We start from the raw sequence: 24689 nt of genomic DNA on the forward strand, positions 1-24689 counted from the left end.
TGGTAACCAAGTTTCTCCATGCTCGGTTTAGGCCAGAAAGCCACTGCGGGTCGAGAATCCCGCGCCGTGGCCTCAGTTTTGCCACGACGATAGTGGCTTTGCGCTGGCTGGCGTGTGGGTTACCAGGTGGGTACGGGTTTTCATGGCGTTTCAAGTCAAGACGGGCGTCGAGCCATTGGACAAATTTGGCCGTCGTCCGGGCCGCCGGGTCATTCCCGCAGCATTGCTTGCCGGGCTCGGCATAGCCGCATCGCTCGGCGTCATCGCCACGGTAATGACCATGCACGGCGCCTTCCTGTCCCGCACCGCGGACGGCATTCCCGCTGGCCATCGGCCGATGCAGACGGCCTCCTCCGGGAGCCTGATCGCACTTGCGCCGGCGCCCGAGTTCGCGCAGCGCCATCCGAAATATCCGCGCATGCCAGACATGAAGCCGACCCCCTGGCAAGCTGCCGACATGGCGGAAGGCGCGGTGATCGGTCCGTCGGGCGACATCAGCTTCATCTCCTCGCCAAGGCCCAGGATCGTTGCGCAGGCGCCGCTGGCCACCGAGGCCTTTGGAGCGCGTGCCTCTGGCATCGAGCTTCTGGCCGAAGATGACTTCAGCGCCCGCATGTCCGGGCTCGATACGATGCAGGTCGCGTCGATTCAGACCTACAGTACATTCGACACGGAATCCGTGGTTACAGGGCCTTCGGTCGCAGCCGCCGTCGCCGCGCTGGAAAATGCCCCACCGCCCGCTGGCGCACTGCCGCAGGGACCGTTCAGCCTCGTTCTGGCCGAGACCGATTCCTCGCTTGACGACGAAGAGTCGCCCGAAATTCCGCTGCCGGGCATGCGGCCGAAGCGCGCCCCGCAGGTGTTGGCCTACGCACCGCCGGACAACGACCTGCGCGATATCGCGCCAACCTATGAGCCGCCGGCACCGCGCCTTAGCGCCCGCAACCGCACGGCCTATTACAGCATCGAAGCCAAAATGGTCTATCTGCCGAATGGCGAGAAGCTGGAAGCGCATTCGGGCCTCGGGCCGATGCGCGACAATGTCCGCTACGTGCACAAGAAGATGCGAGGCGCTACGCCGCCGCATACCTACCGGCTAACCATGCGCGAGAAGCTCTTCCACGGCGTCGAGGCGATCCGGCTCAATCCGGTCGAACCGGGCAAGATCTTCGGTCGTGACGGGTTGCTCGCTCATACCTACATGCTTGGACCGCGTGGCGATTCCAATGGCTGCGTATCGATCAAGGATTACCGCCGCTTCCTCGCCGCCTTCAAGCGGGGCGAGATAACCCAGCTCGTGGTAGTGGCGCGCATGCCGTCATCGACGCTTTTCGCCTCCAGATAGAACAAGGGTTCACGGCTTGGGCAGGGCCTTGTCGGCGCGGCATTTGGCCAGCGGCAGGGCCTTGCCGGAAATCACCTTGGTGATGCGCTGGTCCCTGGCGTTGGTCTCGACAGTTAGGCAAGCGCAGCCATAGCCATGGCCGGCACCGTGGCTCGTATCGACGAATTGCTTCGGATCCCCATCCGGTATGTTGTCGATGCCGTCCGCATCCGGTCCCTCGGCCTCAGCCTGCGAGGTAATTGTCCAGGTCGCATCCTTGTCCATGAGCCACAGATTGCCGGGTGTCGGGTTGGTGAGCCAGCCGCAGCGCATCTCGTGCGAGGGCGCCGGCGCGCTGATGTCGGCGGTAGACTGGATCGTTGCAACCTTTACATCGACGTTCTTGCACGTGCTGTCGTTGCAGATGCCGTTTATCCAGATCTGGCCGTTGCCAAACATGACGCCTTTCCAGTTTACGAAAAGGTCATCCAGTTTCTGGTTGATCACAGCGTCGGCAATCTCGCTGGTCATGATTGCATCGTAGTTCCTGGTGAAATCGCTGGCGGACTTGATCGTCGTTGCCTTGCCGTTGATCTTGACCCCGATCGGATAGCGGACTGCCGCAGCAACCGCTGCCGTATCATGGGCCTTCACGGCAGCCTGGAAACTGTTGATGACCGCCAGATAGTTGTCATGGCTGCCGAACGCATTGTCGAGTGCATCGTTCAATGGCTGGCTCTGGGCAAATGACGGACCGGCAGAAACGACGATTGCCATGCCGGCAGCGAAAACAAGGGCGACCGTCCTGGCGAACATGGGCTTCCTCTCCGGCTGTTGGATGGTCCGTTTTCCTGGCGCGGAGCGACCACATTTCGCCACATTAAGGGAAGCGGTCGGGGGCATCAAGCCTGCGCCAGAGCGGGTACGGTAACGCGTTGGCGGGTACAATCGCAGGGCACTGTGGCACAGGCGGAAAAGCGAGGAGGGGCGGTTCTGCCGTGACCGCCCCTCCTCCATTGCAAGGCTCAGAAGATGGCGTTGACCGAGTGGCCGAGCGCCATGGCCCCGGCATATCGCGCCTGCGGACCCTGTTGCAGCGGATGAAAGCGCGCGCCCTGGATGTCACGGAAGCGCTGTTCAAGCCCGTTGCTGCGATAGAAGCCTGATCCACCGGCAAGCTCCAGCGCAAGCTCCACCGTCTTGATCGCATGTTCGGCGACCAGCGACCGGCCGATCATGATCTCGTTGACCGACTCGGCCGATGGCGCGTTGCGCTCGGTGATCTTGACCATCCACTGGTGCGCAAGTTGCGCGGCGCGCAACGACGTATCCATGCGGCCGGCGAGATTGAAGCTGCTTTCGTTGGGCTGCTTCTTCTTGGCAAGATGAACGGCAATGTCGCGTGCGCTTTCGGCGACACCGAGATAGGCCGCATAGATCAGCGGGAACGCCGTCGTCGCGATGATCTGGAACACCGGATGCCATTCACCGGCCTTGCGCGAGAAGGCAACGCCCGCATCCGGAACGAAGTATTCCTCGAGCACGACATCGTTCGATCCTGTACCGCGCATGCCGAGCGCCTTCCAGGTATCGACGATCTTGACGCCATCGGCCTTCATGGAAGCGCCGAAGTGGATAACGTTCTGCGAGCCGTCATCACCGGCGCAGATGGCACCGGTCATCAGCAGATCGCCGGCATTGGCGCCGGACGTGAAGGCCTTGCGTGCGCTGATGCGGTAACCGCCATCGACCTTTTCAGCAATGCCCGAGCCGCCGATCCAGTCGGAGCCGCCGCTTGAAAGCAGGATCAGCTTTTCAGCGGCGACACGCTTGAGGAGTGGTTCGACCGCGGCCACCTTCTGGTGGCGCCAGCGCCATGCCGGGATCGCGACCTGATGGGTGTGCATTGAAAAGGCAAGTGCCGTCGACGAACAGGCATGCGCCATGACGCGCAGCATCTCGGCAAGCTCGGCAACTTCCGCGCCACCGCCGCCAAGCTCGCGCGGAACGCCGGCCTCCACAAGGCCCGCTTCCTTGAGCAGCTTGTAGTTCTCGGCAACGAAAGTGTCGTTCGCGTCGAACTCGGCGGCGCGTGCGGCAAAAGTTGGTGTCAGTGTCTGGGCAATCTCGACCGCATTGCCGGGCGGAGCGTCATCTGCATCGATTGGGGATTTATGTGCCAGAGTATTCATATTCACCTCCTGTTGGGCCATTGCTGACCGTGGAAGAGAATCCCTCTATCCTCGACTTTCGTCCAGTACTCTATCTGTACTACCCCCGTAGGCTTTGCCGCGCTTTTGCGGTATTCTCCTTATTTGGCATCTGTGAGGGGACATGGAAGCACGTGGAGGATATGGCCAGTTCTGCCCGGTGGCGATGGCTTCAGAAATATTATGCTCACGATGGACGACACTGGTGGTGCGCGAACTTTTGCTTGGCACCACCCGCTTCAACGATTTGCGCCGCGGCGTGCCGCGCATGTCGCCCGCATTGCTCTCCAAGCGCCTGAAAGAACTGGAGCGGGCAGGGGTCCTTGTCGCAGTGCCCAATGCCAACGGCATCACCGAATATCATCTGACGCCCGCCGGAGAGGATTTACGCCCCATCGTTCTCGGGATCGGCTCGTGGGGCCAGCGCTGGGTTGAATCGCAGTTGACGCTGCGCAACCTCGATCCTTCGCTCCTGATGTGGGATATGCGGCGCAATCTCAACCCGAAACCGTTGCCGACACGGCGCTGCACGATACAGTTTCTGTACCCCGAATTGCCGGAGGCAAAACAGAACTGGTGGCTGGTGGTCGACGGGGCCACGGTGGACCTGTGCGGTTTCGACCCGGGATACGATATCGACCTGCTTGTCACGAGTTCGTTGAAGAGCATGACGGCAATATGGATGGGCCATACACTGGTTCGCCGCGAGGTCGAAGCTGGCAATCTCGAATTCGATGGTGACCCGAACATTGCGAGCGCCATGCAACAATGGCTCGGCCTGAGCACTTTCGCAGCCGAAAAGCGCATGGTGTCGTAGGGAGGCCCGCAATGGAGCCCAACCGGGACGCATCGCTCAAGGACCTTGAGCAACAGGGCTGGATCGCCAAGACGTCCGGCTATGCGGCCTGGCTGGGCGAGCTCACCAGAGGCGGATGCCGAACCGCTGCTCGATGCAACCCATGTAGGCCGTGGAACACGCGTGCTCGATGTCGCCAGCGGCCCGCGGAGCGGTTCGCGATGGCGGATATGCCATGGATTTCCGGCAGTACTCGTCGCACAAGTCGTGAACGTTTGATAAGTCCGCGATGTCAGCCGAGCGAGTTGATGATCTCGCGATAGGCGGCCTCAGGAAACGCCTTGAGCGTGCGGGTGCGCACATTGCCTTTCATGGCAAGGTTGAGTGCGAACCGCGCCATGACTGCGTCGTCTGACGCTTCGCCGATGACGACCATGTCGTATTCCCCCATGGTCAGATAGAATTCCTTGAAGGAACCACCCATTTCGGCCAAAAGCTTTCTTGCTGCATCGAGCCGTGATGGTGACTCGCGCACGGCCTTAACGCCTTGATCGGTCCAGTTGATAAGCATCACGTAAGTGGTCATGGCACACCTCCCGCGCGGCACGGCCCGCGCCGGTGGCCGCGAATGTCCCCCGCTCCCCGTTGACCGAAATCATACGCCTGTTGTGCAAGGCGGACAATGCGGACGGCATAGACCAATGGTTGTAGTTGATAGAAGTCACTCTACTTTCCCACGAATGGACGAAGCGATGACAGGGATATCGTCACGCGGTTTTTCAGATCGGTTAAATTGACTCATTTACTCCAGATATGTATTGGCTAACCATTCCTGCGCGTTTGTGATTTTTCATTAAGTGGTCGGACATTTCCATGGTTCCATTTTTTGTCGAACGCCTTGCTGCTGGCGGCACCCGGCCCGCCCTGCTCATCCCTGACAGGGCCACTGTCACCTATGATCAGCTGGCAGAACGCGTTGCACGGCAGGCGTTGGTATTCGGCCCGGAAAAGCGCCTGATTGCCATCGATGCAGATCTCTCCGAACACGCAATCATCGCCTACCTCGCAGCTCTCGCTTGCGGGCATACGATTGCACTGCTGGCGCCCGGCGACGTGACTGTTTCGGCTCGTTTCAAGGAACGGTTCGAGCCGGACATCCATTTCCGTCAACATGCGGACCGCTGGCGCGCCGACGAAACTGCACAATCGTCATCGGGCGTGCTGCATCCCGACCTCGCATTGCTCCTGTCGACATCCGGCAGCACCGGCGAGGGAAAATATGTGCGGCTTTCCGCTGCGAACCTTGCGGCCAATGCAGCGTCGATCGCGCAATATCTGCGTCTCGACAGCAACGATCGCGGAACGCTGGTCCTGCCGCTGCACTATTCCTATGGACTCTCGGTTCTCAACTCGCATCTGGCCGTGCACGGGGGTCTCTATCTGCCTGGCAAATCGATCCTCGACGCCGGCTTTCTCGATGACCTGCGCGAAAATCGCTGCACAAGCCTGCCAGGCGTTCCTTTCTCCTTCGAACTGTTCGAAAAGATCGGCTTCCGCGACCATCGCCTGCCGAGCCTCAGAATGATGACGGTCGCCGGCGGGCGGCTGCCGGCCGAGCTCGCCCGCCTCTACCGTGATCACCTGGCGCGGCGCGGCGGCGAACTCTTTGTCATGTACGGGCAGACCGAGGCCACGGCCCGGATCGCCTTCGTACCGCCGCACCTGCTCGACGGCAACCCGGACAGCATCGGTATAGCCATTCCCGATGGCGAACTCGCCCTGGTCGACGATGATGGCGGGGTGATCCGGGATGCGGAAACACCGGGCGAACTGGTCTATCGCGGCCCCAACGTCATGATGGGTTATGCTGCCAGCCGCGCCGACCTAAATCGCGGGTCCGAGCTTGCGGAACTGAGGACGGGAGACCTTGCCGTTCGCAACAGGGATGGCCTATATCGCATTGCCGGCCGTCTCAGCAGAATGTCGAAGATTGCAGGCTTGCGCATCGGCCATGATGCACTCGAGCAGGCTCTGGCATCGGCCGGTATCAAAGCGGCCGTGTTCGGTGACGACCAAGGCATTGCTGCGGCGTACACCACTGCGCTCCCCGAAGATGTGGTGCGCAAGAAGATTATTGAAGTGAGCGGATTGACTGCCATGCACGTTGCGGTGACGAGGCGGGACACCCTGCCGCGCCTCGTATCGGGAAAAATCGACTACCGCCGGCTCAAGTCCGACCATGACGACGGCCAGTTCAGAAGAACCGAGAATGTCAGGGAAGCGTTCAGGGAGGCGTTCTTTCCGCAGAGAACCGAGGACCAGGATACGTTCGTATCGCTGGGCGGTGACTCGTTGCGTTATGTGCGGCTGTCCTTGAACCTTGAACGCATCTTGAATGACCTTCCCGAGGGCTGGGAGAATCTGCCAATCGCCGAACTGGCCACCATGCAGCAGGCAAAAACGCGGACGCAAAGCCTGGGCACCGATCTGGTGATCCGGGCGCTAGCGATCCTGCTCGTCGTCATCCAGCACGCCACTATTTGGCCAGTGCCGGGCGGAGCGGCCGCCATGGTCATGCTGATCGGCTACAGCCTCGCCCGCTTCCAGAGCGGCAATTTGTTCGCTGGCCACACCGCCAGGGTTTTCCGGCCGGTGTTGTCGGTGCTTGTGCCCTACTATCTGATCATCGCGCTCTACGCACTTGTCTGGGGTAAAGTGCCGTGGGTATCGGTCTTTCTCCTTGGCAATTTCGGCCTCGCAGACCCGGCAGAACGGACCATGTTGCCGTTCCTGTACTGGTTTGTCGAAGCCTACGTCCAGATGGTGGCGATCTGGGCCGTTCTGTTCGCAATGCCCGCCATGCGCAAGGCCGGCGCAAAAAAACCTTATCTGGTTGGTCTGGCAATGCTGGCGTTGGCAATGGTGCTTCGTTTTGCCGGACCGCTGCTCTGGCCGCTCGGCGACCGGGAGGTTTTCACGGTACCGTGGATTTTCTATCTGACCGTCTTCGGCTGGCTTGCCTATTTTGCCGACAACGCCTCCAGGAAGATCGTGCTCTTCGCCGTTGGAGCGGTCACCTTTCCGCTGGTTGCCTATTATGGCGGAAACTGGATCGGGTCATGGGTGAAATACATGATGCAGTTGGGTTTCCTTGCGGCCCTGCTGTTCGCTCCGCGCATGCCGATGCCGCGTTGGGTCGCAGGCCTCGTGCTCCCGATTTCCGCCGCGAGCTATTACATCTACCTCTTCCACCGATTCGTTCCGGAACTGGTATTGGCGCCGCTTGAAGCGGAATTGCCCTGGTCCGTGTTCTGCATTGCCTCGATCGCCGGCGGCATCGCCGTCGGCCTGCTTGCACGTGAATTGTTGAAAAACCTCCCGCATTGGAGCACGCTCGTTCGCCTCCCCCTCATCGTCTGGAGGAAGGCCGCAGCCCTCCCGGGACAGACAGCATGAACGGGCGCCTGATGGTTGCGATTATTGCATTGTGAGGTCACCCCCACCCGCAGCTTCGCTGCGACCCATCGAAAGGGGAGGTGGGGATGCCGCTGCTGACTTCACCCTCCCCTCAGATGGGGAGAGTCAGATCGTAGGTCCGGGTGGGGTGGGGTCACTTCGCAACGCTCGACAGCGCATTCGCCAAGGCAAGATACGTTCGAGGATCGCCTGCCGCAGCCAGCTTGGAAGAACTGGTCTGGAACTCGATATACTCAATAATCCATGCCCGGGCCGGGCATGGCGGGGGCGGCGCTCTTCTTCGGGATTTCCGCCACCATGGCTTCGGTCGTCACCAGCAGCCCTGCAATCGAGGCGGCGCCCTGAAGTGCGCTGCGAACAACCTTGGCGGGGTCGATGACTCCCATGTCGTAGAGATTGCCGTATTCGCCCGTCTGGGCATTCCAGCCGGTCGAGAAGGTGTCGCTCTCGCGCAGCTTGCCCACGATCAGCGAGCCTTCTGCTCCCGCATTCTCGGCGATCTGTCGGATGGGCGCCTCGCTGGCACGCCTGACGATCTCGATACCGACGCGCTGATCGCTATTGCGCCCCTCCAGCCCGGCGAGCACCTTCGCTGCTCGCAGCAGCGCTACGCCGCCGCCCGGCAGGATACCCTCCTCGACCGCCGCCCGCGTCGCGTGCAATGCATCGTCGACGCGATCCTTGCGTTCGCGAACCTCGACTTCCGTGGAACCGCCGACCCGGATAACGGCAACGCCGCCGGCCAGCTTGGCCAGCCGCTCCTGCAGTTTTTCGCGGTCGTAGTCGGACGTCGTCTCCTCTATCTGCGCCTTGATCTGCACGACGCGTCCGTCGATCTCCTGCTTGGGACCAGCGCCGTCGACAATCGTGGTGCTTTCCTTGTCGATCAGTACTTTCTTCGCCCGGCCGAGCATGTCGAGCGTTACATTCTCAAGCTTGATCCCCAGGTCCTCGCTGATCGCGGTGCCACCGGTAAGGATGGCGATGTCCTCGAGCATGGCCTTGCGGCGGTCGCCAAACCCCGGAGCCTTGACGGCAGCGACTTTGAGCCCGCCGCGGAGCTTGTTGACGACCAGCGTGGCCAATGCCTCGCCCTCGACGTCCTCGGCAATGATGAGGAGGGGTTTGCCTGACTGGATGCTTGCTTCAAGGATGGGGAGCAACGCCTGCAGGTTCGAAAGTTTCTTCTCATGGATGAGGATGAACGGGTCCTCAAAATCAACCAGCATCTTCTCCTGATTGGTGACGAAATAGGGCGAGAGATAACCCCTGTCGAATTGCATGCCCTCCACGATTTCAAGTTCTGTCTCGGCCGTCTTGGCTTCTTCGACCGTAATTACGCCTTCATGCCCGACCTTGCCCATGGCATCCGCCAGGTACTGGCCGATCTCCGTATCGCCATTGGCGGAAATGGTCGCGACCTGGGCAATCTCGGAATTGTTGGAAATCTTGCGGGCGTTGCGCTTCAATTCCTCGACGATGGCTTCAACCGCCAGGTCTATGCCACGCTTCAAATCCATCGGGTTCATGCCGGCCGCTTCGGCCTTGGCGCCTTCGCGAACGATCGCCTGGGCAAGGACCGTCGCAGTCGTCGTGCCGTCACCTGCCGTGTCGCTGGTCCTGGACGCGACTTCACGCAGCATCTGCGCGCCCATGTTTTCGAACTTGTTCGACAGTTCGATCTCCTTTGCCACCGTAACACCGTCCTTGGTGATGCGGGGCGCACCGAAGGATTTGTCGATGACGACGTTGCGGCCCTTGGGTCCAAGGGTCACTTTGACGGCGTCTGCCAGAATATCGACGCCCTGCAACATGAGATCGCGCGCATCTGCGCTGAATTTTACGTCTTTCGCAGCCATTGTCCTTAACTCCTCTTTTCAGGAAGAATCATATTTTCCCCTTGAAAACACAATAGAATCTGGCAAGATTCGGTGTGACACATGAGTTGATCCATAGGATGATATTCATGACCAGCAGAGCGTTCGAGCTTCAATTGAAGGGATACGGGCTGACGACAGCGGAAATACATTATCGTCTTCCCGATCATCCAAGTTTTCTCCAGCTATACATATGGCAGGAGTACGATCTTGCTCCGACTTTTCCGCAATTGAAAGGGTTTCTTGACTTCTGGTGCAAGGACATCGAGGGGCCGCTGCACTCGGTCCGTATTGTCCACCAACGCCTGATCGAACCGCGCGAGTGGCGGGCGGTGGACGGCATCATTTCCATACATTGAGAAAGCCGCTCCCGGCTGTATGGCAAGGGCGGAGCGTAGCGACGCAAAGAGGTGCACCTTAATCCTTGTATAGCCGTATAGGGCTTGTTTTCTCCCGCCGGACCAGCCCCTTTGCCTCCAGATCAAGCTGGACCGTCTTGGCCCACCAACCAGCCTTTGCACCGCGAGGATAGAGCGCTTGAGGCAATTTACGAACCAGCCGCGCGCTGACTTCAGTCAGCGTCAGGCCAGGCACGCTGTCCGGAAGAATCTCAAGGTAGGCCTGCTTCATGGCGTCGTACATGGCCCTGTCGACGGCTCTGGATTTGCCGGGATGGTTGATGTTCTCGACGGTGATCTTGTCCTGCTGTTGCATTGCCGCTGCTCCTTCCTCAGACCCTTCCAGTCTCGTGTTCCAAGGACGAAGGAGCAGCGTTCGATCCTACAATGCCGTAACCGGAGACTGCCGGTCCTTCAAGGACGCGGCGGAATGTTAAGGCCCCGTTGCACGGCTGGGCGCGCGAGACCCCGCTCCAGCCATTCTGGAACGCGCTTCAGGCGGTCGAACTCTACCAGTTCACCCGCGCCGTAGAACCCGACCAGATTGCGCACCCAGCCCAACATTGAAATGTCGGCTATGGTGTATTCGTCGCCCATGATCCATTGCCGGCCCTCGAGCCGCGCCTCGATAACGCCGAGCAGGCGCTTGGATTCGTTCTGGTAGCGTTCGCGCGGGCGTTTGTCTTCGATTTCGCGGCCGGCAAACTTATGGAAGAAGCCGAGCTGGCCAAACATGGGGCCGATCCCTGCCATCTGGAAAAATACCCATTGGATGGTTTCGTAGCGTCCCGCCGCGTCGGCAGGAATAAGCTTCCCGGTTTTCTCCGCAAGGTACAACAGGATGGCACCGGACTCGAACAGGCCGAGCGGCTTGCCTCCCGGACCGTCGGGGTCAATGATAGCGGGAATCTTCCCATTGGGATTGAGTGACAGAAATTCTGGCGTCCAGCTTTCGTTCTTGCCGATGTCGACAGCATGCGGTTCATATGGAAGTCCAAGCTCTTCCAGAGCGATCGAGACCTTCACGCCGTTGGGCGTCGGAAAGGAATAAAGCTGCAGGCGATCGGGATGCTTTGCCGGCCATCGGGTGGCGATGGCGAAGGCTGACAAATCTGACATGGGGGACTCCTACTCACGTAACGTGATTCTGGGGTGCACGTTAGCACGCTGGCATGGGGGCTTCCACATTCGAGCGATTGTACGATTTATCCGAAAGGCAGGTCCGGCTTCTTCGGTCTAATCCGTACAGTGCGGTGACACCATTCTAATGGCAACGATATCGACCGGGTCAAGTTCCGGTCCCCAACAGGAGAAACCACATGAACCGTTTGTCTGGAAAAGTAGCATTGGTGACGGGTGCCAGTGCTGGTATTGGCCGCGCCACGGCAAAGCTCTTCGCAAGGGAGGGTGCATCTCTCGTCGTCGGCGCGCGGCGCAAGGAAGAGCTGGATGCGCTTGTATCTGAGATCGAAGCAGAGGGCGGAAAGGCCGTCGCGCTGGCCGGAGATGTGCGGTCGGAAGACTATGCCATTGCACTCGTTGCGCTTGCCGCCGAGCGCTATGGCCGGCTCGACATAGCCTTCAACAATGCCGGGGTCATCGGTGAGGCCGGGCCAAGCACCGGTGTTTCAGTATCCGGCTGGAACGATGCCATTGCCATCAACCTGACCGGTTCGTTCCTTGGGGCAAAGCACCAGATCGCCGAGATGCTCAAGCGCGGCGGCGGTTCCATCATCTTCACGTCGACATTTGTCGGCTACAGCTTTGGCTTTCCCGGCGTTGCCGCCTATGCGGCGAGCAAGTCCGGCCTTGTCGGTCTGACACAGGCGCTTGCCGCCGAGTATGGTCCGCAGAACATCAGGGTGAATGCCATCCTTCCGGGGGCCGTGGATACCGACATGTACCGGGAAATGAACAATACGGCAGAGTCGCAGGCGTTCATCACCAATCTTCATGCGTTGAAGCGCGTAGCGACGGCGGAGGAACTGGCACGTTCGGTTCTCTATCTGGCGTCAGACGATGCGGCCTTCGTTACCGGGACAGCTTCGCTGGTTGACGGGGGCGTGTCGATCACCCGGACCTGACCGGACGGAAGCATGGGAGCGGGCCCGCTTCCATGCTTCAATCAAGGCTTGCGGGCCGTGACGATCAGGGCCGGCATTGCAAACGCAATGGTGCCGTCCGCCTTGGTAAACCCCTGAAGCGACCGTTCGGATTCCTGCAACAGTTGCTTAAACTGCTGCTGGTCAAGCAGGCCTCCAAGCGTCCATGCGCAGGCTCTTTCGGTGGAAACCAGCGATGCGATTGACGCAAATCGGATCACGCCCGCATGGGCCTGAACCCTGGCGCCTGCAATGCCGGCTTCGCCGCAGATGGATAACAGCAGCTGGGGATCGCCAAGCACGAATGGTGCGCTGAAGGCTTCCGCCACTGAATCCCCGAAAAGCCGCTTGAGCAATGTGGCGAACGCCGCATATCCCGGCGAATGCCCGAGCGAGTCGCAGACGGCGACGGCCAGGCGCCCGCCGGATCGAAGGACACGGAACATTTCGCGCATTGCAGCGGGCCTGTCGCTGAAGAACATCATGCCGAACTGGCTGACAACCGCATCGAAGCTGTCATTGGCAAAAGGGAGCGCCTCCGCCATGCCATGGCACCAGTCGACCCTGTCACTCTTGCGCCGGGCCACGGCAAGCATCTCGGGTGTCGCGTCAAGGGCGGCAATAGAACCACCCGGTCCGACCCTTTCGGCTGCGGCGAGCGCCAGGACGCCGGTACCGCAGGCTACGTCCAGCACGGCATCGCCCGGCTTGACGCCTGCAGCGTCGAGCACGACCGGTGCCCATTGCCGGAACAGTGCGGGTACGAAGAGTTCGTCATAAATGTCCGCGGGGGTGCGTTTGTCGTCGGACATGGCAGGGCCTCCTTGGTTGCCTGGCCTCAATGAGGAAGGCGCCCGCACAGCCGGAAAAACATATGCGAGGTCACCATTGTATCGGGCCGGGACAGGTAAAGATCGAGGGCGGCAAGGTCCTGTTCCAGGTCGCGGCGCCCGATGAAATCGCCGTCGACCAGCCGGTCACGAACGTTGTTTATGAAGTCGAGCAGGATCGTTCGCCTGTCGTGGCCAGGCGGATAGACATGGACAACGGCGTCGGTGCGGATGTCGATGACGCCGGCCTCACGGAAGAGCCGATGCGTGCGCCTTCCGATGAAAAGATCGATGCCCTGCGCAGCCGAGTAGGCAGTATAGGCCTCGAGTAGGCGGGACCATGCCGGTAATGGTGGGTCACAGATATGGGCGAGGAAATCCGCTTCGAAACTTGCGATCCAGCCTCCCGGCCGCACCAGCGATACCATTTCCCGCACGATAAGCTCGGGCTTTGGTACGTTGACGAGGACGAGGCGCATATGTGCGCCGTCAAAAGATGCGCGTGGCAACCGGGTCTCGTAGGCATCGCCCTCGCGCACCTCAACTTGCTGCAATCCATGATCGGCGGCAAAACGGCGTGCCTGCTCGACGAAATGTGGGCTTCGCTCAATCCCTAGCACCGATCCGGTCGGACCGACACGCTTGCCGAGGAGGTGCAGTACACCGCCCGGGCCACAGCCGAGATCAATGACATGTTCGCCCTGGCTGATCCCGATCTTGTCGAGTTGCGCGTCTGAATCCGGGGCGAGGTTTGCGATCTGCCGTTTGAGCCGCAATTCCTCGGCCTCGGCACGTCCAAGCAGATAGACATCGGGCTGTGTCATGGCTGGTTCCCTCAGCGTCAACACAATGCATGACAATGCGCCTGCCCATCTGCCTGGTCAACATATCCTGGAGTACTAGTTGCTACCGGCTGAAAGGAATCAATGCGCGGATGCGCGGGTCGCGCAGGTACAGCCCGCCCCAGATCATCAGGCCAAGGTAGACACCGAACAGAGTGTGGCTGAACAGCGGGTTTCCGATACGTACATGCGTGGCGATCGCGCCACCGAGATAGCCGGTCAAAAGAATAGCACCGAGCACTGCTGTGGGTGGATAGGCATAAAGCAGAGTGCAAACCAGGGTGAGAATGCCGAGAAAGCGAGCGAAGTTAACAGTGCCGGGATAGCCGAGCTGGGCTGTCGTTTCCGTGACAATATCCAGTGGCACCAATTTTATACCGCCGTCGAAGATCAGGAACAGGATGACAAGGCCGCTGAGAATGCGGCCCGTCCAAACCGCCTTGCCGGAAGATGCCGTAATGCTCTGGGTAAGTTCCATAACGATGTCCTTTCAATGCTGCGACAGGGTTTCCGAAGAGACTGCCAAAAGGACGATTCGACAATGTCGGTGCCGACAGCGTCGCGAGATTTTTTTCGTGACGGAGGACCAACCTGACAAAAGGAGGATGGCAGGCCCAGCACACCGGGCCGCAGTGTTACTGTAACGTACTTCCCGCCATGCTCACGGCGAACCATGATCGGCACGATTATTTCGCTGATTTCAGCGCATCCTCCAGGCTGTTGAAAGCCGCCCAAGTGATCGCGCGTGCCAGAAGTCAGACCCATCACGGTGCAAGCTGTCTCACTCTACGGAAATCACAAAAGGAACGACCTTTTCCAACAATGGGGGAACGCATCATGAAAGCGAGACTGGTCGCATGGATAACCTGCATGCTCTTATTCATCTCGTTGCCATTACAGGCAAGCGTGGCGGCCGAGGCCATTACTGAAGATGAAGCGCATTCCATAGGTATCGACGCCTATGTCTATTTTTATCCATTGGTGACCATGGATGTCACCCGCAAACAGGCCACCAATATCGAGGCCGGCAAGGTAATCGGGCGTGGACCCGCCAATGCGTTCACCAACGTGCCGGAATTCCCGACAGCCGATATGCGCGACGTGGTTCGCGTCAATTTCGATACGCTTTATTCGGTCGCATGGCTGGACATGACCAAGGAGCCGATGATCGTTTCGGTTCCGGATACCAATGGCCGCTTCTACCTGTTGCCGATGCTTGACATGTGGTCGGACGTGTTCGCCTCGCCCGGTTGGCGGACAACGGGCACTGCGAAAGCCGATTTTGCCCTCGTTCCACCAAACTGGGGGGATGGCAAACTGCCGGAGGGAACTCAGCGTATCGATGCGCCAACACCCTATGTGTGGATCATCGGCCGTACCAAGACCGATGGCCCGCCTGATTACGATGCAGTCCACCAGATACAGGCTGGCTACAAGGTAACGCCGCTGTCGCAGTGGGGTAAAACGCCAGAGCCGGTCAAGGTAACGATCGATCCGGCTGTCGACATGAAGACGCCGCCGAAGATAACCGTGGATTCCATGACGGCGGGAGATTTTTTTGCCCGGGCCGCTGAAATATTGAAGGCCAATCCGCCCCACCTTACCGATCAACCCATTATTGCCCAGATGCAGCGGATCGGGATCACCCCCGGCCAAAGCTTCGACATAAGCAAGGTCGACCCTGTCGTGGCCAAGGCGCTTGAAACAACCCCTGCCGAGGCGCGCAAGCTCATGGAATGGAAGGTCGCAACCCTGGCCCGTGTCGCGAACAATTGGTCGATGAATACCGACACAATGGGTGTCTACGGAAACTACTATCTGAAACGCGCCATTGTCTCCCAGGTGGGACTTGGCGCGAACCTGCCCGACGATGCCATCTATCCGCTCAATCTGGGGGACGATAAGGGCAACCCGCTGGATGGTACGAACAACTACCACATCCATTTCGACAAGGAATCGCTCCCGCCCGTCAAGGCATTCTGGTCGATCACGCTCTATGATCCGGAGGGATTCCAGGTTGGCAACAGCCTTAACCGCTTCGCTGTCAGCAGCTGGATGCCATTCGAGTACAATGCCGATGGTTCACTGGACATCTACTTCCAGAACAAGAGCCCCGGCAAGGACAAGGAAGCGAACTGGCTGCCTGCACCGGCGGGGCCATTCAACCTGACAATGCGGCTCTATGGGCCAGAAACGCAGGCGTTGACCGGGAAGTGGAACCCACCGCCTGTGACCATGGTGCCGGCGCTGCAACAGCTCATTGCCCAATAGCATCCCCGTCGATGCCTGAGCCTGTCGGGGCCTGGGCATCGACGCATGCGGAAAGGGCTTTACCCCTCCCGTATCTCGCCATGCGACACGTCCAGGAACTGGGCGCGTCCCTCGAGACTGCGGAAGAGCGCCTTGTCTGTGCCGGTCATGAAAGCCTGGCCGCCGAGTGCTTCGATGATATCGAAGAGCGCGGCGCGGCGGCCCTCGTCAAGATGTGCCGCAATCTCGTCCAGGAGCAGGATGGGTGCCATGCCGGACAATTCGCCGGTCAGCCGCGCATGGGCAAGGATGAGGCCAATCAGCAGCGCCTTCTGTTCGCCAGTCGAGCAAAGTTCCGCCGGCATTGCCTTTGGCCTGTGGCGGACGAGCAGGTCGGACCGGTGCGGACCATCCAGCGTCCGTCCGGCAGCCCTGTCGCGGCTGCGCCCATCATGCAGGGCACGGCGGAAGGTTTCCTCCACGTCCGTTGCAGCTTCGATCCCGATGCGCTGTTCCAGTTCGCCGTCCAGCAGGCAGTCGGCCTTGGGGAAGGGGCTGTCATCCGGCAACCGTTCGATCATGCCATTGATCAGCCGCAACAGTTCAGCACGGGCCGCGGCGATCGCAATGCCGAGTTCCGCCATCGGAGTTTCAATGGCGTCAAGCCAGGCGTCGTTGCCGCGATCTTCCGTGAGCAGACGATTGCGGCTTCGCATGGCTTTCTCGTAGTCGAGAACCCGTTTGCCATGGGCTGGATCAATGGCGAGCACCATGCGGTCGAGGAAGCGGCGCCGATCCGCAGCCGGACCGGTAAACAGCCCGTCCATGGCCGGAACGAGCCAGAGGATGCGGGAATAGTCGAGCAGTTCATCGGCGCTCGCCGCAGTCATGCCATTGATACGGACGCGGCGCGCCGTATCACCCGGTGCATTGCCCGCAAGGCCCGTCCCGACTTCAACTGAGCCTTCGGCGGTTTCGACCGCCGCATGGATGGCGAAGCCGTCCGGCGCATCATTGCGGGTCACGTCGGTATAGGTCGCCCGCCGAAGCCCGCGGCCGGGCGACAGAAACGATACGGCTTCAAGGAGATTTGTCTTGCCGGAACCGTTTTCGCCGGTCAGCACGACATGCGAGGGTGCGAGCCTAAGCGACAGGCTTTCATAATTGCGAAAATTGGCAAGCTTTAACCGGCTGATCGCAACCCGGGCTGGTGAGTTATCATTTTCCATGGGGGATATCCCACCCCCCTCTGTCCTGCCGCCGATCTCCCCCGCGAGGGGGGAGATCGAACTGGCATGTGTGCCTGTACTTTGCTGATGACGCTGGCAATGACCCGCAACGCTTTTGTGGGCTGATCTCCCCCCTTGCGGGGGAGATGGGCGGCAGCCCAGAGGGGGGTAATAAAGGCATCACATCGGATTTTGGGATGACACTAAACCCGCATCGGCATGAGCACGTAGAGCGCATTTTCATCGCCCGTATCGCGCACCAGCGTCGGGGAACCAGCATCGGCAAGCATGAAGACCGCTTCTGACCCGGTCAGCTGTCCGGTGATATCGAGCAAATACTTGGCATTGAAACCGATCTCGATGGGATCCGAATCGTAGTCGGCCGCAAGTTCGTCGGTGGCGCTGCCTGAATCCGGATTGTTGACAGTCAGCGTCAGTTGTCCGTCGGCGATGGTCAGCTTGACCGCACGGCCGCGCTCGCTGGATATCGTCGAAACACGATCGACGGCCGCAGCAAAGCTCTGCCGGTCGATTGCCAGCTTCTTGTCATTGCCGGAAGGAATGACGCGCTGATAATCAGGGAATGTGCCATCGATGAGCTTGGAGGTCAGTACCACCGAGCCAATGGTGAAGCGGATCTTCGTTTCGGACAATTCGACCGTGACGGTGATATCCGGATCGTCGACGAGCTTCTGAAGTTCCGCGACAGTCTTGCGCGGAATAATGATGCCAGGCATGCCTTCGGCACCGGAGGGAGCTTCCAGCTCGGCACGGGCGAGGCGATGGCCGTCAGTGGCGACGGCGCGCAGCTTGAGGGCGCCGTCGCTCTCGATGGCATGGAAATAGATGCCGTTGAGATAATAACGGGTTTCTTCGGTGGAAATGGCAAACTGCGTGCGCTCGATCAGGCTTTTCAGCGCGCTCGAAGCCATGCGGAATGTGTGCGAGAAGGAGCCGGCGGTCAGTTCAGGGAAGTCCGACTGCGGAAGGCACTGCAGGCGAAAACTCGACCGGCCCGACGTTACTGCCATGGAATTGCCATCGGTATTGGTGGCCAGCATGACTTCGGCGCCATCGGGCAGCTTGCGGACGATGTCGTAGAGCAGATGAGCCGGAACGGTTGTCGCGCCGGACTGTTCGATCTGCGCGGCGGTCGCTTCCGTCACTTCGAGATCCAGGTCGGTCGCTTTGAGCGCGAGACTGCCGCCATCCGCATTCAGGAGAACATTCGACAGGATCGGAATGGTATTGCGCCGTTCGACCACGCGATGGACATGATTGAGTGACTTCAGAAGGTTGGAACGTTCAAGAGTTACACGCATGATATACCGGTCTCGCTGACTTCTATCCCAACACGTTCACCGCGGGGTTGCGGCTACCGGCTGGCGAGGAATGTAGTTTCCCCAGGGTCAAGCAAATTGGCAGAAAACAGACGCAAAAAGCAAGCCTGTGGCGGGTAGCAGCGTACCATACCACAGGCTTTCTGTTGATAAACCTCGGAGCGTCAGGGATCGAACCTAGGCCTGATCATTGATCAGGCGCTTCAGGAGCTCGAGCTCCTGCGACAGTTTCTGATCCTTGCCGACGATATCCTCGATCTTGCGCACGGCATGAAGAACCGTGGTGTGATCGCGCCCGCCAAAACGGCGGCCGATTTCCGGCAGCGAGCGCGGCGTAAGCGTCTTGGCCAGGTACATGGCGATCTGGCGCGGCTTGACGATCGTGCGTGTTCGGCGGTTGGACAACAGGTCTTGCTTCGACACGTTGTAGTGCCGGGCGACGATGCGCTGGATTTCTTCGATACGGATGCGCTTGGCTTCACCGCCACGCATCAGATGGCTCAAGAGTTCGTCGACCCGATCAACGGAAAGGTTGGGCTCGAAGGTCTGCCGGAACAGGAGCTGGTTGAACGCGCCCTCAAGCTCACGGCCACTGCCGGTTACCGATTGTGCAACATGGTCCAGGATTTCCGGAGAAATATCGAGCGAATGGTCTTCCGCCTGCGCTGCAACAAGGCGACGCTTCAGGATTTCGAGGCGCATTGCATAGTCAGGCGCGATCATTTCGAGGGCGACCCCGCCTTGCAGGCGCGAGCGGACCCGGGCGTCCAGCGATTCCAGTTCTGACGGTGGGCGGTCGGCAGCGACGACGACCTGCTTGGCGCTGTCGAGCAGGGTGTTGATCAGGTGGCAGAATTCATGCTGGATCGACTTGCCCTGCAGGAACTGCATGTCGTCGATGATCAGAAGATCGATGTCGCGCAGCTGCTCCTTGAACGACAATGCGTTGTTGTCGCGAATGGCCGTCGCAAAGCGCCACATGAAGTATTCGGCGGTCAGATAGACGACACGGGCGCGTTCGGGGCGCTTGAGCGCCTCTGCGGCGATCGCCTGCAGGAGATGCGTCTTGCCCAGCCCAACCGAGGCGTGGATGAACAGCGGATTGAAGCGCACGGCGCTTGCACCGGCATCGGCGATGGTGCGAGCAGCGGCAAGTGCGACGCGATTGGGTGTGCCGTCGACAAAAGTGTCGAACGTATAGCGCGGATCAAGCGGCGAGCCGAAAACCGAATTCTGGGCGGAGCGGTCGGCAAAATGCGCCGGTGCCTTCTTGTCCTGCACCGTATTGCCCACGGGAAACACGGGCTTGTCGCGGGCGAGGGCCCGGGTTTCGGCGCGGGGCGTTGCCTCGGCGTCGCAAGCCGGCCGTGCAGCGCGGCTGGCGCTGCGGAATACGATCTCCACCTTCAGCACCTGCTCGTCTTCTTCGCGCCACAAAGCCGCAATCATGTCGGCGTAGTGGTTGTTGATCCAGGAACGCAGGAACGCTGTCGGTACGGACAGGCGGATAACACTCTTGGAGGTCTCGTCCAGCTTCAGGCGGCCGAACCAGCTCGAATAGACCTCACTCCCCAGTTTGGCCTTGAGCTTGCTCTTGACGCGCTCGAAGATCATCTCGCTCTGACTGCCGGCCACATCCATATCGTCCCCTTCCATATGGAGCGGGACTATGGCTTTTGTGCCGTTTTCCATTATTCCGCTGGTCATTGTCATTGCCTCATCCTGATATTTTATGATCGGGTCTGTTGTATGCCCGTGTTTTTATGAATGCAGCCGATCGCTCGTCTGCAACTAATCCGGCCAACCGCCCCAGTGGTCGGCCCGATAATCCTGAAACTAGTGAGTGGAGGTCGTAGCGATCACGCGGTGTTGGACTAAATACATATCGTCCAGAATGTTATTAACTACCACGTTCGCATCCCTCACATTTTAGGCGCAGAAAGACTTCCGCCCGGCTCCCGCCAGCGTCGTCAACTCGCTCGTTTTATGAAACAACTCAAATCCGTTAGACTTGAGTACCGACCAAACCTACTCGTTACGCAAACACGGAATTTGCGCCCGAAACCACAATTTTATAAGTCTGTTAAATGGGTTTATGCCCACCCCTTCGATGTCTGGACCTTACAAAAACCTTGGCAGGAAGAGCAAGGGCAGCCCAAGGGTTTTTTAATGAATTAAAGGTTAAGGGATTCCAGTTTTTTTTAACCGTTTCCGGTTCGGCATGGAAAAAGCCTTCGGATTCAAAGCCTTTTTTGGAATGCCAATTTTGCACCAGTGCCGACTCTCGTGACCAAAAAAAAATATTAAATTTCCGCTTGACACTGGCTGGGGCTGCAGATTCTCCATGCCCGAGGCGGCCTATAATCATTACCTTCTATAAGTCATTGAAATTAAATGCAAAATGATGATTGACGCTTTTTGTCCTAAACCGTTTGTAACGGTCTTATGTCATGGTTTTGATAAGCCACAATCTTTTCCTCGGGAAACGAATTTATTCCCAGAATCGGGGCCAAAACAAAAAACCCGGCTAAAGAGTAGCCGGGTTTTCATATATAAAAATGACGGGTCAGTTTATGCGGACATGCCCTTCAGGCGTGCCGACAGACGCGAGACCTTGCGTGATGCCGTGTTCTTATGCATGACGCCCTTGGATGCTGCGCGCATCACTTCCGGCTCGACCGCCTTGAAGGCGAGGGAAGCGGCTGCCTGGTCACCGCTGGCCACCGCATCTTCGAACTTGCGAAGGAAGGTGCGCACGCGGGAGCGGCGGGACTTGTTTACTTCGGTGCGGGCTTCGATCTTACGTGCCGCCTTCTTGGCCGAAGGAGTGTTGGCCATGATGCCTCTCTTTTCTGTCAGCTAATCGGCAGCCTGAAAGCAGCCGTCACAAAATAATAGGGTGGCCGAGGGGCCACCGAACGTTGTCGGGCTTATAGAGGACGATTCCTTTTGCGTCAACTTGGAATCTTTGCGAACCCGACTGATAATTCCACCTTACCGGTTCTTGAACTTTGGCGTGCGTTTTTCGGCAAAGGCCGCCATGCCCTCTCTCTGATCCTCCAGGGCGAACATCGAGTGGAACACGCGTCGTTCAAACCTGAGGCCCTCTGAAAGCGTCGTCTCATAGGCCCGGTTGACCGTCTCCTTCGTCATCATCGCAACCGGCAGTGAGAAGGAGGCAATCTTGCCCGCAGCCTTCAGGGCTTCCTCGAGGAGTTCCCCGGTCGGAACGACACGGGAGACCAGTCCGCAGCGTTCCGCCTCGGCCGCGTCCATCATGCGCCCCGTCAGGCACAGATCCATGGCCTTCGACTTGCCGATTGAGCGAGTGAGACGCTGGGATCCGCCCATGCCAGGCATGACGCCGAGGGTGATTTCGGGTTGACCGAACTTCGCGTTCTCGGCTGCGATGATGAAGTCGCACATCATGGCAAGTTCACACCCTCCGCCGAGCGCATAGCCCGCCACGGCCGCAATCAGCGGTTTACGGACACGTGTCACCCTTTCCCATTCGCTGAAGAAATCGGCGAGATAGGCGTCGGCAAACGTCAGCGTTTGCATCTCCTTGATGTCAGCCCCCGCAGCGAAGGCTTTTTCCGAGCCGGCGATGACGACGGCGCCGATATTGTCGTCCTTGTCAAAGGCTTCAAGGGCAACATTGAGCTCAGCAAGCAGGGAGGAGTTCAGTGCATTCAGCGCCTGCGGGCGGTTGAGCTGGACGAAACCGACTTTTTCCCGCGTTTCGACAATGATGTTTTCGTAGGTCATCCGTTTTCCTCCACATGAAATGTTACTGCTGACAGACGGGGCAGTAGAACGTCGAGCGCCCGCTTTGAACAACGCGCGAAATGGTGCCATTGCAACCGTGGCGCGGGCAAGCGGAACCTTCGCGATCATAGACCGAAAAGGAATGCTGGAAATAGCCGAGCTCACCATCCGCCTGGCGATAGTCCTTGAGGCTCGATCCGCCCGCCTTGATGGCGTCGGCGATGACAGAGCGGATCGCAGCGGCGAGGCGGTTAGACTCCACTGTCTCTTGGCCATCCTTGCCCGCGATGCTGCCGGCGCTGCGCAGCGGGGAAAGCTCGGCACGCCACATGGCCTCGCAGACATAAATATTGCCAAGGCCGGCTATCAACCTCTGGTCGAGTAGCGCCGCCTTCAACGGGGCCGCCTTGTTCTTGAAGAGTTGGGCGAGCAAAGTCCCGTCCAGGCGGTTGCCCGTTGGCTCAGTGCCCAGGTCCCGGATCAATGGATGGGAATTGAGGCTGCCCGGTTCGGCGAACAACATGAAGCCGAAGCGGCGCGGGTCATTGTAGATGATACGGTTCCGTGTTCCGTCCTTCGCCGCAAGATGCATTACCACATGGTCGTGCAGGCCGTTTTTCGACCGGTCGTGATGGAAGGCACCCGGCGCGTTGCCCTCACCATCCCCTTCGATCCGGTACGAGCCAGACATGCCAAGATGACTGATCAGACCAAGACCGTCATCGAGATGCATGATCAGATATTTGGCGCGGCGTTCCAGCGCATCGATCTTTCGCCCGGCCAGACGCTCGGTGAAGTGCTCGGGGAACGGAAAGCGCAGGTCGGCGCGCCGCTGTTCGACGGCAAGAATGGTGGCACCTTCCATGAAGGGCTGTAGCCCGCGCCTGACCGTTTCAACTTCAGGTAGTTCAGGCATCGGGCGTGCGGACCCCGGTGCCCTTCAGGAAACTCTTGCCATGCGGTCCCGGCTCCAGTCCCAGATGCGCGGCGATCGTCTCGCCTATGTCGGCAAAGGTCGGTCGGATGCCGAACGAACCGTGCGGCAGGTCCGGGCCAAAGCACAGGACCGGGACGCGCTCGCGCGTGTGATCAGTGCCCCTGTAGGTCGGGTCACAGCCGTGATCGGCGGTCAGCACCATCAGATCGCCCTGTCGCAGCTTGGCTATGGCTTCGGGCAGACGGCGGTCAAACGCTTCCAGCGCCGCCGCATAGCCCGGCACATCCCGGCGGTGGCCATAGAGCATGTCGAAATCGACGAAATTGGTGAACACCAAATCGCCCTCCCGGGCATCATCCATGGCAATCAGGGTCTCATCGAACAGGGCCATGTTGCCATTGGCCTTGCGCACCTGGCTGATGCCCCGATGGGCGTAGATGTCACCGATCTTGCCAATGGCGATGACCGAGCCCCCGGCCTGCGTGAGCCGGTCCAGCAGGGTAGGCTCCGGTGGCGGCACGGAATAGTCGCGACGATTGCCGGTGCGGGTAAAGGTCTCGGGAGTCTCGCCGACAAAGGGCCTGGCGATTACGCGCCCTATGTTGAGGGGGTCGACCAACTCGCGGACATTGCTGCAAAGCTCGTAAAGACGGTCCAGGCCAAAATGCGTTTCATGTGCCGCAATCTGAATGACCGAATCGGTGGACGTATAGAATATCGGCTTCCCGGTCCGGATATGCTCTTCGCCATATTCCTCGATGACATCGGTACCGGAGGCATGCTTGTTGCCGAGAATGCCGGGCAGCTTGGCGCGGCGGATGGCGTCGTCGACCAGACTTTTGGGGAATGTCGGCACAGTTTGCGGAAAGTAGCCCCAATTGAATGTGACCGGAACCCCGGCAATCTCCCAGTGACCGGACGGTGTGTCCTTGCCGTTCGACACTTCCTCGGCAGCACCCCACAGCCCAACCGGTTCCGGCGTTCCCTTCTGGAGCGGTACGCTGGAAGCAAGGTTGGCCGCATGCGAGAGGCCGAGCGCATTCATGTTCGGCACGTAGAGCGGACCGGAACGGAGCCCGGACTTGTCGCCACGGCCCGCCTTGCAGGTCTCGGCAATGTGACCAAACGTGTTCGACCCCTCATCGCCGAAAGATTTGGCATCGGGTGCGCCGCCGATTCCAAAAGAATCGAGGACGAAAAGGAAAGCGCGTGACATGCATCACTCCGTAGGCCGATCGTTATGACGTGTTGCGATCTCGAACCGATATCACAGATAGGTCAAACAGTGCGCCATGACAAATCAATGGCG

22 protein-coding genes are annotated in these 24689 nt (G+C 59.5%); 6 read left to right on the top strand and 16 right to left on the bottom strand.

All coding sequences use genetic code 11. The features are described from left to right. Positions 1 to 142 precede the first annotated feature (142 nt). Positions 143 to 1345, top strand: coding sequence for a DUF2778 domain-containing protein (locus K9U38_RS18160; protein WP_224495753.1), 1203 nt, complete (start codon positions 143 to 145; stop codon positions 1343 to 1345). Positions 1346 to 1354: 9 nt separating this feature from the next. Here K9U38_RS18160 and K9U38_RS18165 read toward each other — a convergent pair whose 3' ends face one another. Together K9U38_RS18165 and K9U38_RS18170 are read right to left on the bottom strand one after the other, a co-directional pair. Then, positions 1355 to 2140: a DUF4087 domain-containing protein gene (locus tag K9U38_RS18165; protein WP_224495754.1), complete on the bottom strand. Its 786-nt coding sequence runs from the start codon at positions 2138 to 2140 to the stop codon at positions 1355 to 1357. A gap of 209 nt (positions 2141 to 2349) precedes the next feature. After that, a complete protein-coding gene (locus tag K9U38_RS18170; protein WP_224495755.1) occupies positions 2350 to 3516 on the bottom strand; it encodes an acyl-CoA dehydrogenase family protein in 1167 nt (388 codons plus the stop codon). A 142-nt stretch (positions 3517 to 3658) separates the two neighbouring features. On the opposite strand from K9U38_RS18170, the gene K9U38_RS18175 reads away from it, so the two are divergent. Next, on the top strand, positions 3659 to 4351 hold the full coding sequence (locus tag K9U38_RS18175; protein ID WP_224495756.1) for a winged helix-turn-helix transcriptional regulator: 693 nt from the start codon (positions 3659 to 3661) through the stop codon (positions 4349 to 4351). A gap of 271 nt (positions 4352 to 4622) precedes the next feature. Here the strand turns inward: K9U38_RS18175 and K9U38_RS18180 are convergent, their stop codons facing one another. Then, positions 4623 to 4916: a GYD domain-containing protein gene (locus K9U38_RS18180; protein WP_224495757.1), complete on the bottom strand. Its 294-nt coding sequence runs from the start codon at positions 4914 to 4916 to the stop codon at positions 4623 to 4625. 287 nt (positions 4917 to 5203) lie between these two features. On the opposite strand from K9U38_RS18180, the gene K9U38_RS18185 reads away from it, so the two are divergent. Further along, positions 5204 to 7786 carry an AMP-binding protein gene (locus tag K9U38_RS18185; protein ID WP_224495758.1) on the top strand — a complete coding sequence of 861 codons (2583 nt, stop codon included), beginning with the start codon at positions 5204 to 5206 and terminating at the stop codon, positions 7784 to 7786. 254 nt (positions 7787 to 8040) lie between these two features. On the opposite strand, the gene groL is transcribed toward K9U38_RS18185, so the two are convergent. Continuing rightward, positions 8041 to 9666 carry a chaperonin GroEL gene (groL, locus tag K9U38_RS18190; protein ID WP_224495759.1) on the bottom strand — a complete coding sequence of 542 codons (1626 nt, stop codon included), beginning with the start codon at positions 9664 to 9666 and terminating at the stop codon, positions 8041 to 8043. A 107-nt stretch (positions 9667 to 9773) separates the two neighbouring features. Here groL and K9U38_RS18195 point away from each other — a divergent pair, with 107 nt between their 5' ends. After that, on the top strand, positions 9774 to 10043 hold the full coding sequence (locus K9U38_RS18195) for an usg protein (RefSeq protein ID WP_224495760.1): 270 nt from the start codon (positions 9774 to 9776) through the stop codon (positions 10041 to 10043). A gap of 58 nt (positions 10044 to 10101) precedes the next feature. Here K9U38_RS18195 and K9U38_RS18200 read toward each other — a convergent pair whose 3' ends face one another. Together K9U38_RS18200 and K9U38_RS18205 are read right to left on the bottom strand one after the other, a co-directional pair. Further along, positions 10102 to 10398 carry a DUF6958 family protein gene (locus K9U38_RS18200; RefSeq protein WP_224495761.1) on the bottom strand — a complete coding sequence of 99 codons (297 nt, stop codon included), beginning with the start codon at positions 10396 to 10398 and terminating at the stop codon, positions 10102 to 10104. A gap of 98 nt (positions 10399 to 10496) precedes the next feature. Next, on the bottom strand, positions 10497 to 11201 hold the full coding sequence (locus tag K9U38_RS18205) for a glutathione S-transferase family protein (RefSeq protein ID WP_224495762.1): 705 nt from the start codon (positions 11199 to 11201) through the stop codon (positions 10497 to 10499). A gap of 200 nt (positions 11202 to 11401) precedes the next feature. Here K9U38_RS18205 and K9U38_RS18210 point away from each other — a divergent pair, with 200 nt between their 5' ends. After that, positions 11402 to 12166, top strand: coding sequence for an SDR family oxidoreductase (locus K9U38_RS18210; RefSeq protein WP_224495763.1), 765 nt, complete (start codon positions 11402 to 11404; stop codon positions 12164 to 12166). A 41-nt stretch (positions 12167 to 12207) separates the two neighbouring features. Here K9U38_RS18210 and K9U38_RS18215 read toward each other — a convergent pair whose 3' ends face one another. The 3 genes from K9U38_RS18215 to K9U38_RS18225 all read right to left on the bottom strand — a co-directional run bounded on the left by K9U38_RS18215 (position 12208) and on the right by K9U38_RS18225 (position 14334). Next, the gene (locus K9U38_RS18215; RefSeq protein ID WP_224495764.1) at positions 12208 to 12996 is read right to left on the bottom strand and encodes a class I SAM-dependent methyltransferase; all 789 of its coding nucleotides are present in this window, start codon (positions 12994 to 12996) and stop codon (positions 12208 to 12210) included. 26 nt (positions 12997 to 13022) lie between these two features. Beyond that, positions 13023 to 13838, bottom strand: a complete 816-nt coding sequence (locus K9U38_RS18220; protein ID WP_224495765.1) for a methyltransferase domain-containing protein — start codon at positions 13836 to 13838, stop codon at positions 13023 to 13025. Between the two features lie 82 nt (positions 13839 to 13920). Then, positions 13921 to 14334, bottom strand: a complete 414-nt coding sequence (locus tag K9U38_RS18225; RefSeq protein ID WP_224495766.1) for a DoxX family protein — start codon at positions 14332 to 14334, stop codon at positions 13921 to 13923. A gap of 392 nt (positions 14335 to 14726) precedes the next feature. On the opposite strand from K9U38_RS18225, the gene K9U38_RS18230 reads away from it, so the two are divergent. Beyond that, the gene (locus K9U38_RS18230) at positions 14727 to 16127 is read left to right on the top strand and encodes a DUF1254 domain-containing protein (RefSeq protein WP_224495795.1); all 1401 of its coding nucleotides are present in this window, start codon (positions 14727 to 14729) and stop codon (positions 16125 to 16127) included. Positions 16128 to 16186: 59 nt separating this feature from the next. Here K9U38_RS18230 and recF read toward each other — a convergent pair whose 3' ends face one another. The 7 genes from recF to K9U38_RS18265 form a co-directional block, all read right to left on the bottom strand. Continuing rightward, on the bottom strand, positions 16187 to 17335 hold the full coding sequence (recF, locus tag K9U38_RS18235) for a DNA replication/repair protein RecF (protein WP_224495767.1): 1149 nt from the start codon (positions 17333 to 17335) through the stop codon (positions 16187 to 16189). A gap of 203 nt (positions 17336 to 17538) precedes the next feature. Continuing rightward, complete coding sequence (dnaN, locus tag K9U38_RS18240) at positions 17539 to 18657, bottom strand: DNA polymerase III subunit beta (RefSeq protein WP_224495768.1); 1119 nt, start codon at positions 18655 to 18657, stop codon at positions 17539 to 17541. Positions 18658 to 18852: 195 nt separating this feature from the next. Next, on the bottom strand, positions 18853 to 20331 hold the full coding sequence (dnaA, locus tag K9U38_RS18245; protein WP_224495796.1) for a chromosomal replication initiator protein DnaA: 1479 nt from the start codon (positions 20329 to 20331) through the stop codon (positions 18853 to 18855). Positions 20332 to 21246: 915 nt separating this feature from the next. Next, positions 21247 to 21513, bottom strand: coding sequence for a 30S ribosomal protein S20 (gene rpsT / locus K9U38_RS18250; RefSeq protein WP_224495769.1), 267 nt, complete (start codon positions 21511 to 21513; stop codon positions 21247 to 21249). A 156-nt stretch (positions 21514 to 21669) separates the two neighbouring features. Then, positions 21670 to 22443: an enoyl-CoA hydratase gene (locus K9U38_RS18255; protein ID WP_224495770.1), complete on the bottom strand. Its 774-nt coding sequence runs from the start codon at positions 22441 to 22443 to the stop codon at positions 21670 to 21672. Positions 22444 to 22465: 22 nt separating this feature from the next. Further along, positions 22466 to 23359, bottom strand: a complete 894-nt coding sequence (gene mutM, locus K9U38_RS18260; protein WP_224495771.1) for a bifunctional DNA-formamidopyrimidine glycosylase/DNA-(apurinic or apyrimidinic site) lyase — start codon at positions 23357 to 23359, stop codon at positions 22466 to 22468. Next, positions 23352 to 24596, bottom strand: a complete 1245-nt coding sequence (locus K9U38_RS18265; RefSeq protein WP_224495772.1) for a phosphopentomutase — start codon at positions 24594 to 24596, stop codon at positions 23352 to 23354. Before K9U38_RS18265 ends, mutM begins: the two co-directional genes overlap by 8 nt. Positions 24597 to 24689: the final 93 nt, after the last annotated feature.

The sequence above is a fragment of the Phyllobacterium lublinensis genome (genome assembly GCF_020164435.1).
Taxonomy (GTDB): Bacteria; Pseudomonadota; Alphaproteobacteria; order Rhizobiales; family Rhizobiaceae; genus Phyllobacterium; species Phyllobacterium lublinensis.